The 17,499-nt window shown below is 70.1% G+C and carries 14 protein-coding genes; all 14 read right to left on the reverse strand.

The annotated features are described in order from the left end of the window. Positions 1-3 precede the first annotated feature (3 nt). A complete protein-coding gene (locus OV207_RS13050) occupies positions 4-3,315 on the reverse strand; it encodes a glycoside hydrolase family 2 TIM barrel-domain containing protein (protein WP_267555454.1) in 3,312 nt (1,103 codons plus the stop codon). Beyond that, a complete protein-coding gene (locus tag OV207_RS13055) occupies positions 3,312-4,682 on the reverse strand; it encodes a GH1 family beta-glucosidase (protein WP_267555456.1) in 1,371 nt (456 codons plus the stop codon). Before OV207_RS13055 ends, OV207_RS13050 begins: the two co-directional genes overlap by 4 nt. Next, positions 4,663-5,658 (reverse strand): ABC transporter ATP-binding protein, encoded by a 996-nt coding sequence (locus OV207_RS13060; RefSeq protein WP_267555457.1) that lies wholly within the window; start codon positions 5,656-5,658, stop codon positions 4,663-4,665. Before OV207_RS13060 ends, OV207_RS13055 begins: the two co-directional genes overlap by 20 nt. Next, on the reverse strand, positions 5,655-7,424 hold the full coding sequence (locus OV207_RS13065) for a dipeptide/oligopeptide/nickel ABC transporter permease/ATP-binding protein (RefSeq protein WP_267555459.1): 1,770 nt from the start codon (positions 7,422-7,424) through the stop codon (positions 5,655-5,657). The genes OV207_RS13060 and OV207_RS13065 overlap by 4 nt, the downstream gene beginning before the upstream one ends. Next, positions 7,417-8,400: an ABC transporter permease gene (locus OV207_RS13070; protein WP_193348744.1), complete on the reverse strand. Its 984-nt coding sequence runs from the start codon at positions 8,398-8,400 to the stop codon at positions 7,417-7,419. Before OV207_RS13070 ends, OV207_RS13065 begins: the two co-directional genes overlap by 8 nt. A 2-nt stretch (positions 8,401-8,402) precedes the next feature. Then, a complete protein-coding gene (locus OV207_RS13075; protein ID WP_267555460.1) occupies positions 8,403-10,046 on the reverse strand; it encodes an ABC transporter substrate-binding protein in 1,644 nt (547 codons plus the stop codon). Further along, positions 10,043-10,903: a glycoside hydrolase family 16 protein gene (locus tag OV207_RS13080; protein ID WP_267555462.1), complete on the reverse strand. Its 861-nt coding sequence runs from the start codon at positions 10,901-10,903 to the stop codon at positions 10,043-10,045. Before OV207_RS13080 ends, OV207_RS13075 begins: the two co-directional genes overlap by 4 nt. After that, positions 10,900-12,114 carry an ROK family transcriptional regulator gene (locus OV207_RS13085; RefSeq protein ID WP_267555463.1) on the reverse strand — a complete coding sequence of 405 codons (1,215 nt, stop codon included), beginning with the start codon at positions 12,112-12,114 and terminating at the stop codon, positions 10,900-10,902. Before OV207_RS13085 ends, OV207_RS13080 begins: the two co-directional genes overlap by 4 nt. 65 nt (positions 12,115-12,179) lie before the next feature. After that, positions 12,180-12,941 carry a hypothetical protein gene (locus OV207_RS13090; RefSeq protein WP_267555464.1) on the reverse strand — a complete coding sequence of 254 codons (762 nt, stop codon included), beginning with the start codon at positions 12,939-12,941 and terminating at the stop codon, positions 12,180-12,182. A 412-nt stretch (positions 12,942-13,353) separates the two neighbouring features. Further along, positions 13,354-13,734, reverse strand: a complete 381-nt coding sequence (locus OV207_RS13095; protein WP_267555465.1) for a hypothetical protein — start codon at positions 13,732-13,734, stop codon at positions 13,354-13,356. Between the two features lie 26 nt (positions 13,735-13,760). Then, a complete protein-coding gene (locus OV207_RS13100) occupies positions 13,761-14,126 on the reverse strand; it encodes a response regulator (RefSeq protein WP_267555467.1) in 366 nt (121 codons plus the stop codon). A 2-nt stretch (positions 14,127-14,128) separates the two neighbouring features. After that, the gene (locus tag OV207_RS13105; RefSeq protein WP_193348737.1) at positions 14,129-15,691 is read right to left on the reverse strand and encodes an ATPase domain-containing protein; all 1,563 of its coding nucleotides are present in this window, start codon (positions 15,689-15,691) and stop codon (positions 14,129-14,131) included. 143 nt (positions 15,692-15,834) lie between these two features. Then, positions 15,835-16,614 carry a lysophospholipid acyltransferase family protein gene (locus OV207_RS13110; RefSeq protein WP_193348736.1) on the reverse strand — a complete coding sequence of 260 codons (780 nt, stop codon included), beginning with the start codon at positions 16,612-16,614 and terminating at the stop codon, positions 15,835-15,837. A 29-nt stretch (positions 16,615-16,643) separates the two neighbouring features. After that, entirely contained in the window at positions 16,644-17,429 is a 786-nt protein-coding gene (locus tag OV207_RS13115; protein ID WP_193348735.1) for an exodeoxyribonuclease III, read from the reverse strand. Positions 17,430-17,499 lie beyond the last annotated feature (70 nt).

Below are 17,499 nucleotides of genomic sequence, written 5' to 3' on the forward strand. Positions count from 1 at the left end.
CCTTCAGAGAGAGAGGATGGCATACGCGCCCACCTCGTATTCGCGACCCTTCAGGCCCTCGGTGATGCCCCGGTCGTTGAGGCCTTCGGAGAACTCATCCAGCATGCGGACCAGCCCGCGCAGACCGAAGCGCGTGGACACCGCGCCCAGCACCGGCTTCTTCAACCCGTAGGACAGGTCCCCGCCCAGCTGCACCGGGTACGTGAGGTTGAAGACGCGGTGGTAGTCGTACGGACCCCAGTCGTTGAAGCGCATCTGGGCCGCGAGCAGCAGCGTGTCGTAGAGCACGGAGCCGTCCAGGCCGAAGCGGTGGATCTGCCGGTCGTCCTCGCCGGAGGACTGGTTGCTGCCCACGAACGCCGTGCCGAACAGGCGCAGGCGCTGGCTGGGGTTGCCCACCATGCGCAGCGTCGTCTCCCACTCGTCGCGGGCCACGGGCGAGCGGCCGAAGGCGACGGTGCTGCCATCCGCGAGGATGGCGATGCCGGCGTCACGCGACGTGGGCTGGTGGCGGTAGACGATGTCCAGGCCCGCGGCGAACGGCGCGTCCTCGCGCAGGTCCCGGTCCCAGGCCCAGAACCAGGTGCCGGGCGTGGGGTCGAAGGTGATGAGCAGCTCCGCGCCCAGCGTCTCACGGTTGTCCAACACGGTGAACGCGTCCACCAGCACGTTGCGCGGACGCACGCCCGCGAAGTACCGGCCGGTGGCGGGATCGAACGCGTCCCCGATGGTCGGGTTCGGCCCGACGAGGGGCTTCTGGTAGAGCACGTTCGGCGACACCTGGAGGGTGCCGAACTGGAGCGCCGCGCCCAGCTGGCCCGCGTAGTGGTTGCCTCGGCCGCTCTCGCGCAGGCTCCAGCCGGTGATGATGTTGCCCTGGTCCGGCCCGCTGTCCGCCACGAGCCCGCGGATGGAGGACTGGACCAGCCAGCGCACCATGCCCATGTCGTAGGTGAGCCGCGCCTTGGCGCCCAGCGTGTCCAGGAACTGCACCTGATCCTGGAGCACGTCGTAGCCGCTGTTGAGGTAGCTGGGCGCGTCCGCCGCCGCCTGGCGCGTATAGGTGAACGTCTCCCCGATGCGCTGGGGCGCGGAGAGCAGGCCGCCCACGTCCAGGACCAGCTTGCCGGTGGCGTACTGGAAGTTCAGCGCCGTCCTGCGCGCGATGCGCTCACGCACCACGGAGGCGGTGTTGGACGAAGCGCCCTGCGCCAGGTCCTCCTGGTGCACCAGGGTGATGTTCACCGGGCCCACGTTGTTGCGGTACTTGGCCACCGCGGACGGGTTGGCGCCCCAGTACAGCTCCGGGCCCACCGCCACCTTCAGGCCCTCCAGGTTGCGCTTGCCGCTGAACACCACGCCGAAGGGCGCGTTGCCGTTGTAGATGTCCAGGTTCGGCCCGTAGTTGGCCTCGCGGTAGATGCCGAAGAAGTCACCCTCCTCGCCCCAGTGGTAGTGGCCGGTGCGGTAGTAGCCTTCGAGCGCGAAGTCCGCCCGGTCCACCTTGAACTCCGCCTGGTAGAGCGCCAGCCTGTCCAGCGGGTTGTTGGACGTCGGCGGTGAGCCGGGGCTCGTGGGGATGTCCGTGCCCACGCCCGGCGCGGAGCGCGCGCCGCGGTTCTCGTAGAACAGGTTGTTGAGCCGGTTCTGCGCCACGTTGCCCACGACGTTGAACGACGCGCGGCCGTAGACGCCGCTGGTCGGCTGCACCGCCAGGTCGAAGTAGACGGACTGGGTGTGGTCCGCGGAGTTCTGGTTGGGCCGCACCGTCGCGATGCTGCCGCGCGACAGGGAGCTGTCCAGCAGCAGCCGCAGGTTGGACACCCGCACCGCGCTCAGCTCGTCCGTGCGCGCCAGCGCCACCGACGACGTGTAGCTGCTGGTGAGCGCGGAGGGCCGGATGCCCGCGAAGAACTGGCGGATGGTGTCCGGGTTCGTCGTGGGCGCGTAGGGGTCCAACCGGAAGGCGGCCTGGAGCACGTAGTAGGCGGTGCGCGGCTGGATGCCGCTGATGCCGTTCTCGTCCGGCGGGCCCAGGGCCGCGATGCCGAACCACTCCTCGTTCATGTTGTTCTGGCCGGGGACGAAGTCGGACGTGTAGCCCCCGTTGGGCCAGGACGCGGTGGTGTCGTGGATGGAGAGGTTGGCCTCCTGGCCCATCTTCCACCAGCCGTCCACCCACTGGAACACGAAGCCGCCCACGGCCGTGCCCGACAGGCCCTGGCCGTAGCTCTCCAGGTAGATCTGCTCCCACTGCGTGCGCAGGTACTCCGCCTGCGCGACGTGGTCCTCGCGGCCCGCCTTGGCGTCGTACGCGTCCGCGCCGAACTCGGAGAAGAACACCGGCTTGTTGAGCTTCTGCTTCACCTCCGCGAACAGGTCGCGCGCGGTGGCGCCGCGGTAGACGTTCGTGCCCAGCACGTCCATGTCCTGACAGTGCTTCGCGATGAGGTCGATGTACTGGAGGTCGCCGTTGGCGATGGACACCGGGTGGTTCGTGTCCCGCCTCTTCACCGTGCGGGTCGCCTCACCGTAGAGCGTGTAGAGCGACTCCGCGCGCGCGGCGTCCTCGTGGCCGGGCAGCGCCTCGATTTCAAACGACGTCCAGTGCAGGCCGTAGTTGTTCTCGTTGCCCAGCAGCCACATCAGCACGCCGGGCACGTCCCGGTAGACTTCGACCTTCTCCGCCAGCGCGTCGAGGATGGCCTTGCGGTGCGCGGCGTTGGAATAGTCGATGTTGGGGACCATCACCCCGTTGACGGCATGGCCGTAGCGGCCCATCAGCGGGTTGAGCATCGTGTAGATGCCGTAGTTCCGGTAGATGTACTCGACCCACAGGGGCGGGATGTCGTCGAACTGGCGGATGGCGTTGATGCCCGCGTCGCGCAGCAGGCCCATCTCCTTGGCCAGCACCTGCTTGATGAAGTCCTCCGGCTGGTTCCAGAGCGAGTACCGGTAGTTCTCACCGATGGGCGTGTAGCCCCAGTTGATGCCGTGGATGGCGAAGTCCTTCCCATCCACCTGGAGCTTGAAGCCGCGCTCGTCGTGGATCACCCGCGTCACCGTCGTCCGCCGGGCGTCGGAGGGCGCGGCGACCACGGGCGGGGGCGCCGGAGCGGCCTCCGCGGCCTGGGGCGCGGGCGTGGCCGGAGCCGTCTCCACCGGGGTCCCCGGCGTCGCGGCGGCGTCCACGGGGCCGGCGGAGGGCGGCTGGCTGGCGGCCGGAGCCTGGACGGGGGCCCCTGCCCCGGGCTGCTGCGCCACGGCCTGCGCGCCGCACAACGCCAGACACGTCGTCAGGAAGAGCTTTTTCAAGCGGCCTGCTCCACGTCCAGGCCGTTCTGGGCCACGACGTCACGGTAGAGGTGGGCGCTGTCCTTCGGGACGCGCTGCTGGGTGGCGTAGTCCACGTAGACCAGGCCGAAGCGCTTCTCGTAGCCGTAGGCCCATTCGAAGTTGTCCAGCAGGGACCAGGCGAAGTAGCCCGCCAGGTTCACGCCCTGCGCGATGGCCTCCGCGCACGCGTCCAGGTGCGTGCGCAGGTAGTCCACGCGCTGGGTGTCGTGCACGCGGCCGTCCGCGCTCAGGCCCGTGGAGTACGCGCAGCCGTTCTCCGTGATGTAGAGGGGGCCCGCCTTGTATTCGGTGTGCAGGTGCACCAGCAGCGTCGTGAGGCCCTTGGGATAGACCTCCCAGTCCATGTCCGTCTTGGCCGGGTTGACGTGCACCGTGCGGGGCGCGTTCTGCTCCTCCGGGATGCGGTTGCTGCGCAGCACGGCGCGCGAGTAGTAGTTCACGCCCAGGAAGTCGGTGGGCTCGGCGATGAGCTTCATGTCGCCGTCCTGGATGAAGTCCAGCTTCGCGTTCGGGATGCGGCCCGCCTTGACGTGGTCCTCCACGACGTCCAGCGGGTAGCCCCGGCCGTAGAGGGGCTCCAGGAACCAGCGGTTGAAGCCGCCGTCGAAGTCGCGGCACGCGTCCGCGTCCTCGGGGCTGGGCGACGCGGGCTCGCCGGGCGTGAGGTTGAGGGTGATGCCCACCTCCGCGTTCTTCACGTTGGAGCGGATGACCTGCACGGACTTGCCGTGGGACACCAGCAGCTGGTGCGACGCGGCCAGGGCCTTGGACCAGTCCTTGTGGCCCGGCGCGTGCTCGCCGTTGCCGTAGCCCAGCACGCTGATGCACCAGGGCTCGTTGTGGGTGATCCACCGCTTCACGCGGTCCCCCAGCGCGCGGCTCATCACGTCCGCGTACTCCACGAACGCGTCGCCGGTGGCGCGCGCCGGCCAGCCGCCCTGGTCCTCCAGCACCTGCGGCAGGTCCCAGTGGTAGAGCGTGACGAAGGGTTCGATGCCCGCGCCCAGCAGCGAGTCCACCAGCCTGGAGTAGAAGTCCACGCCCGCGGTGTTCACCTGGCCCCGGCCGGTGGGGATGATGCGCGGCCACGCGATGGAGAAGCGGTAGGACTTCAGCCCCATCCAGCGCATCAGTTCAATGTCCTCCGGCCAGCGGCGGTAGTGCTCACAGGCCACCGAGCCGTCGGACTTGTCGTTGATCTTCCCGGGCGTGGCGGCGAAGCGGTCCCAGATGGACTCGCCACGACCGTCGACCGTGGTGGCGCCTTCAATCTGATACGCGGAGGTGGCCACACCCCAGAGGAAGTCAGGAGGAAACTGACGCATCGGCGGTAACTCCTTTCGAAGCTTCAAGGTGGCAGCGGACCAGGTGGTTCGCGACCGGCAGGACGTCGGGGGGAGGAAGCGTGGAGCAGCGCGGCTCTGAGACAGGGCAGCGCGGGGCGAAGGGGCAACCCACGAGCGGAGGCAGGCCCGTGGCGGGGCGCACCGGGAGCGCGGCCTGGAGGAAGTCCACGCCATCCGGCACGGCCGACAGCAACAGCTTCGTGTACGGGTGGCGCGGCTGGCCCAGCACCTGTTCGGCGCGGCCCGCCTCCACCACCGTGCCCGCGTAGAGCACGAGGATGCGGTCGGCCAGGTGCCGCGCGCTCGCCAGGTCGTGGGTGATGAACAGGATGCCGATGCCGCGCTCCTGCGTGAGGCCGCGCAGCAGTTGCAGCACGCCCTTGCGCGTGGACACGTCCAGCATCGACGTGGGCTCGTCCGCGATGATGACCTGCGGCTCCACCGCCAGGGCGCGCGCCACCGCCACGCGCTGGCGCTGGCCGCCGGACAGCTCATGCGGGAAGCGCTTCGCGAAGTGCTCCGCGGGCGTCAGGCCCACCGACTCCAGCAGCGACAGCACCTTGGTACGCAGTCCCGACTTCGGCACCCGGCCGTGGCGCAGCAGCGGCCGCTCCAGGTGGTACGCCACCGTGTGCACGGGGTTGAGCGAGGCGAACGGATCCTGGAACACCATCTGCACGCGCCCGCGGTAGTCGAGCGACGCCTGGGCGCCCCCGTCCGCGAGCACGTCCCGGCCCGCGAGCCGCAGGTGCCCCGCGTCCGGCATGTCCAGCCGCGCCAGCAGCCGCGCCAGGGTGCTCTTGCCGCTGCCGGACTCGCCCACCAGCGCGACGATCTCCCCGGGCTGGAGGGAGAAGGACACGCCCTTCAGGATGGGGCGGCGCTCGCGGGAGAAGAAGCCGCCCACGGTGAAGCTGCGGGTGAGCCCTTCGGCCTCCAGCAGGGGCGCGCTCATCGGTGGCCTCCGGGGATGGCGGCGATGCGCGTGGACGGCCGGGCCACCGACAGCTCCGGTGCCGCTGGCGCGTGCGACGTGACGGACACGTCCCCCGCGATGAGGTGCGGGAACGAGGACAGCAGCAGCTGCGTGTACGGGTGGCGCGCCCCGGCGCGAAGCCCCGCGGAGGTGTTCACCTCCACCAGCTTGCCGCCCTGGAGGACGCCCACGCGGTCCGCCAGCGCGAGCAGCAGCGGCAGGTCGTGCGTGATGAAGAGGATGGCGAAGCCCAGGCGCTGCTTGAGCTCCACCATGCGCTGGAGCAGCTCCTTCTGGACCACGACGTCCAGCGCCGTGGTGGGCTCGTCCATGATGACCAGGCGGGGCTCCAGGGCCAACGCCAGCGCGATGCCCACGCGCTGCCGCATGCCGCCGGAGAGCTGGTGGGGATACGCCGTCACCAGGTCCGGCGACAGGCCCACCATGCCCAGCAGCTCCCGCGCGCGGGCGTAGGACGTGGCGCGGGACACGCGGCCGTGCGCCGCCAGCGTGTCGTGGAACTGCTCGCCCAGCGTGAGCACCGGGTTGAGCGCGCTCATCGCGCTCTGGAACACCATGGACACCTGGCGCCAGCGGAAGGCGCGCAGCCCGGCGCCCTCCAGCGCGGTGACGTCCATGCCGTTGAAGAGGATGCGCCCCTGCGTCACGCGCGCGGAGGACGGCAGCAGGCCCAGCAGCGCCGAGCCGATGGTGGACTTGCCGCTGCCGGACTCGCCCGCCAGGCCGAAGACCTCTCCGGGCGCCAGGTCGAAGGACACCGTGTCCACCACGCGGGAGGCTCCCTTCTCCGTCGCGTAGTCGATGCACAGGTCCTGCACGCTCAAGAGCACGCCCGGCGCGGGCCGGTCCACGTGCACCGGCGCCACGGTGCCCCTGGGCAGCGGCGCGGGCTTGTGCACGCGCAGCGCGGGGTTGGTCAGCTCGTCGATGGCGGAGCTCACCAGCGTGAGCGCGAAGCCAACCAGCGCGATGCACAGGCCCGTGGGGACGAAGATCCACCACGAGCGCGTGAGCAGCGCCGCGTCGTTGGCGGCCCAGTACAGGTTCGTGCCCCACGTCACCGCGCTGACGTCGCCCAGGCCCAGGAACTCCAGGCCCACCTGCGCGCCCACCGCGTAGAGCGTGTTTCCAATGAAGGACGACCCCAGGAGCGACGCCATGTTGGGCAGCAGCTCCCGCGACACGATGCGCGCGTGGCTCTCCCCCGTCACCACCGCGGCGGACACGAAGTCGCGCCCGCGCAGCGCCAGCGACTCCGCGCGGAAGACGCGCGCGTTCCAGGCCCAGCCCGCCACCGTCAGCACGGCCACCATGCGCAGGGGGCCGGACGGCAGGTAGGCGCCCAGCACGATGGCCAGCGGCATGCCGGGGATGACGAGGAACACGTTGGTGGTGAGCGACAGCACGTCGTCCACGCGGCGGCCCAGGTAGCCCGCCGTCACGCCCATGAGCGCGCCCACCAGCGTCACGAGCGCGCCCACCGCGAAGCCCACCGCCAGCGTCTCCCGCGCGCCCACCACCGTCTGGGCGAGCACGTCCTGCCCCTGCCCCGTGGTGCCGAACCAGTGCGCCGACGAGGGCGGCTGGTGCGGGCGGCCGACGAGCTCCGTCGGATCCATCACGAACCAGGGGCCCACCAGGGCGAGCAGCAGGAAGAACAAGAGCAGGCTGCCGCCCACCGCCGCCTTCCGGTGGCGGAGGAGCCTTCGCAGGGATTCACGCATGGGCGCGGGTCCTCGGGTCCAGCCAGAGGCAGAGCAGGTCCACGGCGAAGTTCGCCGCGAGCACCGCCAGGGTGATGACCAGGAACAGCCCCTGCATCAGCGGGTAGTCCTGGTTGCGCACGGCGAGGATGAGCAGGTAGCCCGTGCCCGGATAGGAGAAGACGATCTCCGTGAGCAGCGAACCGGAGAGCACGAAGCCCACCGCCATGCCGAAGCTGGTGACGTTGGGCAGCAGCGCGTTGCGCGCCGCGTACCGCAGCATCACCTGCCGGGGCGGAAGGCCCCGCGCGTGCGCCAGCCGGATGGAGTCCGTGCCCAGCGTGGCCACCATCGTGTTGCGCATGCCGAGCATCCACCCGCCCAGCGTGGCCACGACGATGGACGCCGCGGGCAGCACCGCGTGCCGGGCCACGTCCGCGGCGAACGCGAAGCTCAGCCCCGGCTCCATGTCATGCCCGTACGCGTGGCGCAGCGGGAACCACCCCAGCACGAAGCCGAAGAGGTAGAGCGCCAGCATCGCCAGCCAGAAGTACGGAAAGGCGCCCAGGAACGCGAGCGCGGGGGACAGGCCGGAGTCCAGCCACCCTCCCCGGTTCCACGCGGCCAGCACGCCCAGGAAGGAGCCCAGGGTGAAGCTGATGATGACCGCCACGCCCGCCAGCGCCACCGTCCACATCAGCCCGGTGCCAATCACCTCCGTCACCTGGGACGGGAAGTAGGCGTACGACATGCCCAGGTCGCCCTGCACCAGGTGCTTCAGGTAGGTGAAGTACTGGGCATACAGCGGCGCGTCCGTGAAGCCGAAGGCGGCCTTCAGCGCGCCCATGGCCTCCGGCGCCACCTTGCCCTCGAAGCGCGCGAACATGGCGGCGGCCGGGTCGCCGGGCGCGAGCCGCGGGATCACGAAGTTGAGCGTGAGCGAGGCCCACGCGGCGATGAGGTAGAACCCCAGGCGCCGGAGGATGTAGCGACCCATGGTCAGCGCTCCCTCGGGGTGAGCTCCGTCAGCACCAGCAGGCTGTCCGGCTCCGCGTGCGGCGCCAGCCGCGCGTAGGGGTTCTGCTCCGTGGGGAAGCCTGTGAAGCGCAGCGAATTGGACTCGCCCCACGACGGGTTGGGGAACAGCGGGATGGCGGGCGCCAGCGCGGAGAAGCGCCGCTGCACCGCCGACATCAGCGCGCGCTGCTCCTCCGGCGTGCCGGCGCGCTCGAAGCGGATGAGCAGCTCATCCGCCTCCGCGTCCCCCAGGCGGTGCCAGTTGGCCGCCGCCACCTCGCCCACCGGACGCACCGTGCGCGGGGACAGCAGCCACTTGTAGAAGTTGTAGGGCGTGGGCCCGTCCAGCGACCAGGAGATGGCCAGCTGGAATTCGCCCTTCTGCAGGCGCGTGAACCAGGTGCCGAACTCGTACGTCTTGAGCTGCACGGCGATGCCCAGCTTGCGCAGGTCGCGGCTCACCACCTGCCCGGCCCGCACCCAGTCCGACCACCCGCTCACCACCTCCAGGTCCACCGCGAAGGGCTTGCCGTCCGGCAGGCGGCGCAGGCCGTCCGCGCCGCGCACGAGGCCCACCTCGTCCAGGAGCTGGTTGGCCCGCGCCAGGTCGTGGTGCGTCCAGGAATCCTTCGCGACCTCCGGGTCCTTCCAGGCCGTGTACGCGTCGTTGAGGGCGGTGGCGTCCGCGGGGCGGGTGTAGCCGTACATGGCCACCTCCACCAGCCGGGCGCGGTCCAGCGCCATGCTCAGCGCCTTGCGCACGCGCACGTCGTCCATGGGGGGGCGCGTGGTGTTGGGGTACAGGAAGACGGTGCTGCCGTAGAGCGGGAACCAGCGGTGGTGGTGGGCGGGATCGCGGGAGACGAAGGTGCGGTCCACCGCCGGGACGAAGTTGCCCGCCCAGTCCACCTCCCCTTCCACGAGCGCCATGTTGGCCTGGTCGTTGGTGGGGAACGCCAGGAAGCGCAGCGCGGAGACCGCGGGCTTGCCGGGCATCCAGTAGTGCGGGTTGCGGCCCAGCTCGTACACCTGGTTGCGGAACAGCGTCACCTGGGTGAAGGGCCCGGTGGCCACCGGCTCCGGGTTGGTGAACGTCACCGGATCCGCGACGTGCTCCCAGACGTGGCGGGGCACGATGATCTGGTGCGCGAGGTCCGCGAAGCCCGGCAGGTACACGCGGGAGAAGGTGAAGGCCACGGCGCGCGGCCCCTCCACCTTCACGTCGGTGATGAAGCGCCACACGCCGCCGGCGTCCAGCGCCGGGTGCTTCTTCAGGAGGCCGAAGGTGAAGGCGACGTCCTCCGCGGTGAAGGGCTTGCCGTCGGACCAGCGGACGTTCTCGCGCAGGGTGAAGCGCAGCGTCTTCTGGTCCTCCGTCCACGCGTGCTGGGTGGCCAGCCACGGCACCCATCTGCCCTGCGCGGAGCTGAAGATCTGCATGCACTCGTAGACGCCGGCCCGGGTGGGCCAGCGCGCACCGGCGCCCGCGAACAACGGGTTGAAGTTGCGCACCCACGCGCTCTGCTGCTCCACGGAGACGAAGAGCACGCCGGGCGGACGCGGGCGGGGCTCCGAGGAGCACGCCAGCAGCAGCACCAGCGGCAGCAACACGCGGGCGAACTTCACGGCGCGGGCCTCGCGTAGACGCGCACGTAGTCCACCTTCATCGTCTGCGGGAACACCGTCTTGGAGTCCGGCGGACCCACGAACGAGCCGCCCACCGCGACGTTGAGGATGATGAAGAACGGATGGTCGTAGACCCACTTCGCGCCGGAGGGCAGGTTGGCGGGCGTGGCTTCGAAGAAGACGGTGTCGTCCAGGATGAAGCGCACGCGCTCCGGTTCGATCTCCACCGCGTAGAGGTGGAAGTCCGACTGGAGCGTGCCCCCGCCGACGGCGTGCTCGCGGCCGATGTTCTGTCCGCCGGAGTAGCCCGGCCCGTGCAGCGAGCCCCGGGTGATGGAGGGGATCTGCCCGCGGTGCTCCATGATGTCGACCTCGCCGCAGGCGGGCCAGTCCACCTGGTCGATGTCCGCGCCCAGCAGCCAGAACGCCGGCCAGATGCCCCGGCCCGCGGGCAGCTTGATGCGCGCCTCGAAGCGGCCGTAGGTGTGCGTGAAGCGGCCCTTCGTCGTCAGGCGCGCGGACGTGTAGTCGTTGCCCTGGTAGCGCTCCTTGCGCGCGGTGATGGCCAGGTTGCCCTCGCCGTCCAGGGACGCGTTCTCCGCGCGCGCGGTGTTGTGTTCGAACTGGCCGTTGCCGAACCCGCCCCCGCCCACCTCCGGATTCCACTTCTCGCTGGAGGGCAGCGTGCCGGCGGGGCCGTCGAACTCGTCCGACCAGACGAGCTCCCAGCCGGTGCCGGGGAGCTCCGTGTCGGGCTTCGGCGTCTGCGGCTTGTTGACCACCCCGGCGGCGGGATCACACGACATCAGGCCCAGGCCCGACAGGGCCAGGGCGACAATGAGGCGACGCGACGTCATGCGGACCTCCCGACGTGCTGCGTGGGAAAGAGGGAGCGGTCCCGGAGGGCCGCTTGAAGCACCAGGGTGGCCGCGCCCACGGCGATGGCCCGCTCCCCCAGCGCCGACGTGACGATGCGCGTCTCCGCCATGGACACGGACAGGGCGCGCTGGCGCACCGACGCGCGCAAGGGGTCCAGCAGCATCTCCCCGACCGATGAGATCTCTCCGCCCAGGACGACGATGGCGGGGTTCAGCAGGTTCAGCAGGCCGCCCACCGCGATGCCCAGGTATGCGCCCATGCCGTCGATGATCTGCTTCGCGGCGGCGTCGCCCGCGCGGGCCCCGTCCACCAGGTCGCGCACCGTGGGCCCCTTGCGGCCGCGGGTGCCCATGAGCTCGCGCGCGCGCTCGGTGAGCGCCGTGGATCCGATGAGCGTGACGAGGCAGCCGCGCAGGCCGCACACGCAGAGCGGCCCGTTGGAGTCCACCGCGATGTGACCGATTTCACCGGCCGTGCCGCCCGCGCCCCGGTACACGTCGCCGTGGATGATGTGGCCGGCGCCGATACCAGTGGCCAGCTTGATGTACGTCAGGTCTTCGCCCCCGGAGCCGGCGCCCCAGAAGCACTCCGACAGCGCGCCGAGGTTCGCGTCGTTGTCCACGAACACCGGCATGTCGAAGGCGGTCTCGAACCACTCCTTCACGTCCACGTGCTTCCAGGCGGGCAGGATGAGGGGGGACATCTTCCCGGGCGAGGCCGGGTGCACGGGGCTGGGCACCGCCACCCCCATGCCGACCACGGAGCGCCGGGGCACGCGTTCGGCGTCCAGGCACTCCTGCACCAGCTCCTTCGCCTTCTGCAGCGACCCTTCCGGATCGCCGCGCACCGCGTGGCTCGCCTTGCTCTGCGTGCGCACGCGGCCGCGGAGGTCCGTGAGGACGACCGTGACGTGGGAGGCGCCCAGTTCGACGCCCACCAGGCTGAAGGCCTCGTCACAGAAGCCGATGAGGGTGGGACGGCGGCCCCCGCGGGAGACCCCGGCGCCAATGCTGCGCACCAGGCCCGCCTGCTCCAGGTCCGCGACGATGGCGGAGACGGTCGACGGACTGAGCTCCGTGCGCCGGGCGATCTCCGCCCGGGAGATCTGACGCTCGCGCCAGATCATGTTCAGCAGCAGGCCGCTGTTCTGCGCGCGCATGCCCGCCGCATCGACCGTCAGTACCGCCATTCCCGCTTTCATCGTCCGCTCACGTTCTGTGTCTGGAGTGCGCGCCCTTCAGGCGCGTTGGGGCGTCAGTGCCACTGGATGTCGTCGAGGAAGAACACGACCGGCACGTCCTTGCCGGCCGCCGACCAGCCGAAGCCTCCGCTGACATTGCCGTAGTTGATGATGCTGATGTCGATCGTGTAGCGCGTGGGCACCGCGTTCAGGACGATGTCGCCCGTCTCGATCTTGAACTTGTCCAAGGTCTTCTGGCCGTTGCCCACGAAGAAGCCGATGGCCTCTCCCCCCTCGGCGCCCCAGGCATAGAAGGACACCGACTTCGCGCCAGCCGGGACAGCGACGCCTTCCTGGGTGCCCCAGTTGCCTTCCGGGTAGTGCCAGTACACACCGCCCCAGCCGTCAGCCCCCTTGGTCAGGGTGAACTTGTGGCAGGCGCCCAGCCCCGCGCCAGGACGGGGCGTGTGGCAGGTGGGCTCGGTCGTGATGCCGCCGCGGTCACCCATGTACCCACTGGGCGCCCAGGTGCCATCCACCGCCAGGGGGAAGGCTGACTGCGGACCCGCGTCGACGCCCGCGTCCGTCTCCGTGCCCGCGTCCGTGCCGGCATCCACCTGCGCGCCGGCATCCGTCGTGGAGCCCGCGTCGGTGGTGCCGCCCGCGTCCGTGTTGCCGCCCGCGTCGGCGGTGCTGCCAGCGTCCGCCTGGGTCCCGGCGTCGGCCGTGGGCGTCGGCTTGTCCGTCTCTTCGGGGTCACATGCGCCAATGAGCCCCGCGACCGCGAAAACTCCGGCAGCCGCCCACGTCCACGCGAAACGCTTGTTGCGATTCATGCGATCCCCTTCTCGTTGTCTTGCTGGGATGACTTCGTTCTTACGGCGAAGAAATCAGTCGTTGTTGGAAGTCGCTGTTCGCGCGCCGCGCCGCGTTACATCCGCCGCCGCGCGTCAGAGGAGAAGCTCCCTCCCCTGTCACCCTGGGCTCCTGCCGCATGGAGCCGTCCCGCGTCCCCGCCCATCGCGAACACATGCGAGTTCGTTCGATGGCCGAAGGAATACCAGCCCCGTTCACTGGTTTGCAAGCGCGCGACGGATCCGTGCACCCGGTAAACCGGGTAGACGCATCTGCCGCGCTGCGGCGTGTGAAGGGTCTTCAAGCGGCCCGGCGACAGGTGCCGGCAGGCCAGGAGGCGCTCACGCCTGCGCGAGCAGGGGGCCTCGGTGACGGGAACTCCGTCCCTACGAACTAGACCGACATCGCGGCTTCAAACTTGTGGACCACCTGGAAGAAGCCCAGCGCGCACCACCCCACGAGGGCCCAGATCATCCAGTTCCGCCCCTTCTTCATCCAACGCGACGCGAGCAGCGCGTAGACGGGCCAGAACAGCAGGCCACTGATGACGAAGAACAGCCTGAGGTGCTCTTGCTCCAGGACCAATCCCCTTCCAGCAAAGGGCACCATGAAAGGGGAGAACATGAGCGAAAGCAGGACAAGCCCAGGACTGAGTTCGACGCCTCCCGTCAGATGGTCCGTCCAGACGCCCACGCTGAAGCCCGCCAGGGTCACGAGGACCAGCGCAAGGAACCGGGTCTTCACATTGCCCCACGGAAGCAACAAGGCTCTCATCCCCCCACGGTGCTCCCGGACGGGCGTCAGTGCAGCGGCGGGCCGCCGACGATCTGGCGGACCGTGGCGAGCAGCTGGTCGATGTCGAAGGGCTTGGGCAGGAAGCCCGCGCACGGCAGGTGCTGCCAGAACTCCGGGGGGCTGGCGCTCATCATCACGACCGGGACATCCCGCAGGGCGGGGTCGCGCTGCATCGCCTCCAGCACGCCCGGGCCGTTGAGCAGCGGCATCATGTAGTCCAGCAGCACCATCGACGGGCGCTCCCGCGCCATCCGCTCCAGGGCCTCTCGGCCGTTGAGGGCGGTGGCGACGCGGTAGCCCTCGTCCGACAACAGGTCGCGGACGGCCTCCACGATGCCGAACTCGTCGTCGACGATGAGGACGGGACCCATGGTCAGGTCCCTCGGCGCTTGCTGACGTTCCGGCGTGGCTTCGAGGGGGCTGCCTGGGTCGCCGCGCGCTTGCGGACGCTCCGGCGCGGCTTCGGAGGGGACGTCGTTTCCGGCGTGCGCGTGCGCGCGAGGCCCGTCATCAACATCTGGCCCTCCGCGAAGGGCTTGCCCACCCGGAGCCCCTTGCCCGTGATGTGCAACTCCCGCAGCGAAGGGTCGTAGTCGCTGTTGCGCACCTTCAGCACCGTGACGAAGCGGCGCAGCCCGGCGTGCAGCTCCACCAGGCGCAGGAACAGGATGTTCTCCGCCACCATGGAGATGCCCTTGAGCGGGAACTTCACCTCCGGACCGAAGGCGCTGGTGGACTCGGCCGTGTAGACGAGCGTCACCTCGCGCACCCGGCACTCGTTGACGAGCGCCGCCAGGAAGCGCGCCACCCGGGTGTGGCGGGTCGACGCGCGACGCAGCGCCTCATACCCATCCAGGAAGATGCGGCGCACCCTCCCGCTGCGGATGGTGGTGAGCAGCTCCGTGCCCAGCTTGTCGAGGACGTTCTCCGTGGGCGGCCGGAAGCTCACCTCCAGGTCGCCCCGCTCCATCAGGGGCTGCAGGTGCAGGCCCACGCCCGCCGCCTGGGCGAGCATGCGCTCCGGCGCGTCATAGAAGGCGAAGTAGTGGCCGCGCTCACCCCGACGGGCCCCTTCCGCCAGGAAGCTCAGGCCCAGCAGGGTCTTTCCACTGCCGGGAGGGCCCAGGAGGATGGTGGTGGAGCCCGCGGGCACGCCGCCCAGCAGCATCGTGTCCAGGCCAGGCACCCCGAAGGCATCCCGCTCGCGCGTCCCCGCGCCGGGCACCAGGTGCCCGTCCACCATGGACTCCAGGCGGGGATAGACGATGAGCCCGTCGCCGGTGATCTCAAAGCCGTGCTGGCCCATCTTGTAGGCGCTGCCCCGGAACTTGCGCACGCTCAGCTCGCGCAGGGTGCGCACGCCGAAGGTGCGCTGCTGGAGCAGGATGAGCCCATCCACCATCGTGTGCTCGGCGCGCAGGCCCTTCTCGCCCCCGGTGGTGAGCACCAGCGTGGTGCAGCCGATGAGGCTGGTCACCACCTGGAGGCCGTGGATGAACTTCTTGAGCGCCTGGCGCGACGGGGCCAGCTCCTCCGCGGCCAGCAGGCCGTCCAGCACCAGCAGCGAGGCCTTGTGCGCCTTGATCTCCTTGCGGATCAGCTCCGCGAGCGCGTCCAGCCCCCCCTGCTCCAGGGTGGTGAAGGCGCTCAGGTAGCTGATGCTCCCGGGCACGCAGGCCGGGTCGAAGAAGGACAGCGTCTGGAGGTTGCGCACCAGCTCCGTGTGCGATTCAGCCAGGAGCGTGAGGTAGAGGATCCGGCAGCCCTGGGTCGCCTGGTGGAAGCAGACCTGGTTGGCGAGGATGGTCTTCCCCGCGCCCGGCAGCCCCAGGACCATGTACATGCGCCCCTTGCGCAGGCCGCCACAAAGCACCGTGTCGAGCCCCGGGATGCCGGTGGCCACCCGCTGCTCGTCACGTGGACCTTCCAGACCCATCACATGCTTCCTTCCTGGGCGTCACGCGCCGGTCAGGGCCGTGGATGCCGGTCCTGGGGACTCCATAGTCCAGTCACATTTGAAAGGAGCAACAATCTAGGAACCGCTCAGTGCCCAACAGCGCGCACCGATCCGCCGGTCGCCTACCGGGCGACGTTGGGGGCTGGCGCCGGAGCCGGGGCCCCGCTGCCCGTCAGCGGCTTGAGCGCCGCGCGCAGCGCTTCAATCTGGGCGCGCGCCTGATCCTTCAGCGTCTCCACGTCGGCCAGGGTCATCCCCTTCGTGGAGATGGGCGTGCCCACCGTCACCAGCCCGCGCGACGTGGCGAACCGCCACGAGTGCTTGGGCAGCGCGAGCCGCGTGCCGCTCACCGCCAGGGGCAGCACGTCCGCCTGCGCCTCGATGGCGAGCCGGAAGGCGCCGTCCTTGAAGGGCAGCAACTCCTCCGTCTTGGAGCGGGTGCCTTCCGGGAAGATCATCACCGGCATCCCCTTGGCGAGCCACGCCTTGCAGCGCCCCATGGCGCCGGTGGCCGAGTCGCGGTCGCCGCGCTCCACCGGGATGTCCCCCGCCATGCTCATCATCCAGCCCACCACGGGCACCCGGAAGAGGCTCTTCTTGCCCAGCCACTTCATCTCCCACGGCAGGTGGGAGATGAGGAACGGATCCGCGTTGGACTCGTGGTTGCTCACCACCACCGTGTTGGGCGCGATTCCATCCGGGATGACGCCGTGCGTGCCGAAGCGCCAGAAGGGCGTGAGCTTCGCGGCGGTGAAGCCCACCAGCCGGAAGCACCGCCCCGCGACGTAGCGGCGCTTGTCGAACAGGGCGGTGAAGATGAACAGGGTGAGCTGGACGAAGAAGCCCGCCAGGGCCACGAGGCCCACCTCGACCCAGGTCCAGATGGAGAGCAGTGCGTTCATGATGGAGGTCCCTTGGGCACGTTGGGGTTTCAGGTAAGGACGGCCGGATCCAGGTCCACGCTCACGGGGCAGTGGTCCGACCCGTGGACTTCCGGGTGCACCGCCGCCTTGCGCACGTAGCCGAGCGCCGCCGGTGTCGCCAGCACGTAGTCGATGCGCCAGCCGATGTTCTTCTCTCGCACGCCGGCCCGCTGGCTCCACCAGGAGTAGTGGCCGCCCGCGGCGTGGAAGTGCCGGAAGGTGTCCACCCAGCCTGAGCGGATCCACCGGTCGAACTCCTCGCGCTCCTCCGGGCGGAAGCCGCTCGTCTCGCGGTTCTCGCGCGGGCGCGCCAGGTCGACGTCGCGGTGCGCCGTGTTGAAGTCACCCATCACGAGCACGCGCTCGCCGTCGCGCAGCGGCTTCTCCAGCCGGGCGAAGAGGCGCTGGTAGAAGTCCAGCTTGAAGGGGATGCGGCTCAGGTCCCGGTCCTTCCCGTTGCCGTTGGGGAAGTAGCCGTTGACCACGGTGAGCTTGCCGAAGCGGGCGAACTGGAGGCGCCCCTCCGCGTCCATGGCGGGGGCACCCAGGAGGGTATCCAGGTCGTCCGGTTCATGGCGGCTGAAGAGGCCCACGCCGCTGTAGCCAGGGCGCTCCGCGGCCACGAAGTGGGTCTTCCAACGGCGGGGGGAGCGCACCTCGGCGGGGAGCTGCTCCACGCGGGCACGGACCTCCTGCAGCCCCACGATGTCCGCCCGGGCCTTGGACAGCCACGGGAGGAACCCCTTGCGGTGGATGGAGCGCAGACCGTTGACGTTCCAGGAGACGACTCGCACGCCCCCGCTTATGGCGAAAGCGCGCGGGTATTTCCAGCCCCCACCGTCCCTGGAGGGGCGATGGGGGCCG

Origin of the sequence: Corallococcus sp. BB11-1, assembly GCF_026626625.1 — a bacterium.
Classification (GTDB): Bacteria; Myxococcota; Myxococcia; order Myxococcales; family Myxococcaceae; genus Corallococcus; species Corallococcus soli.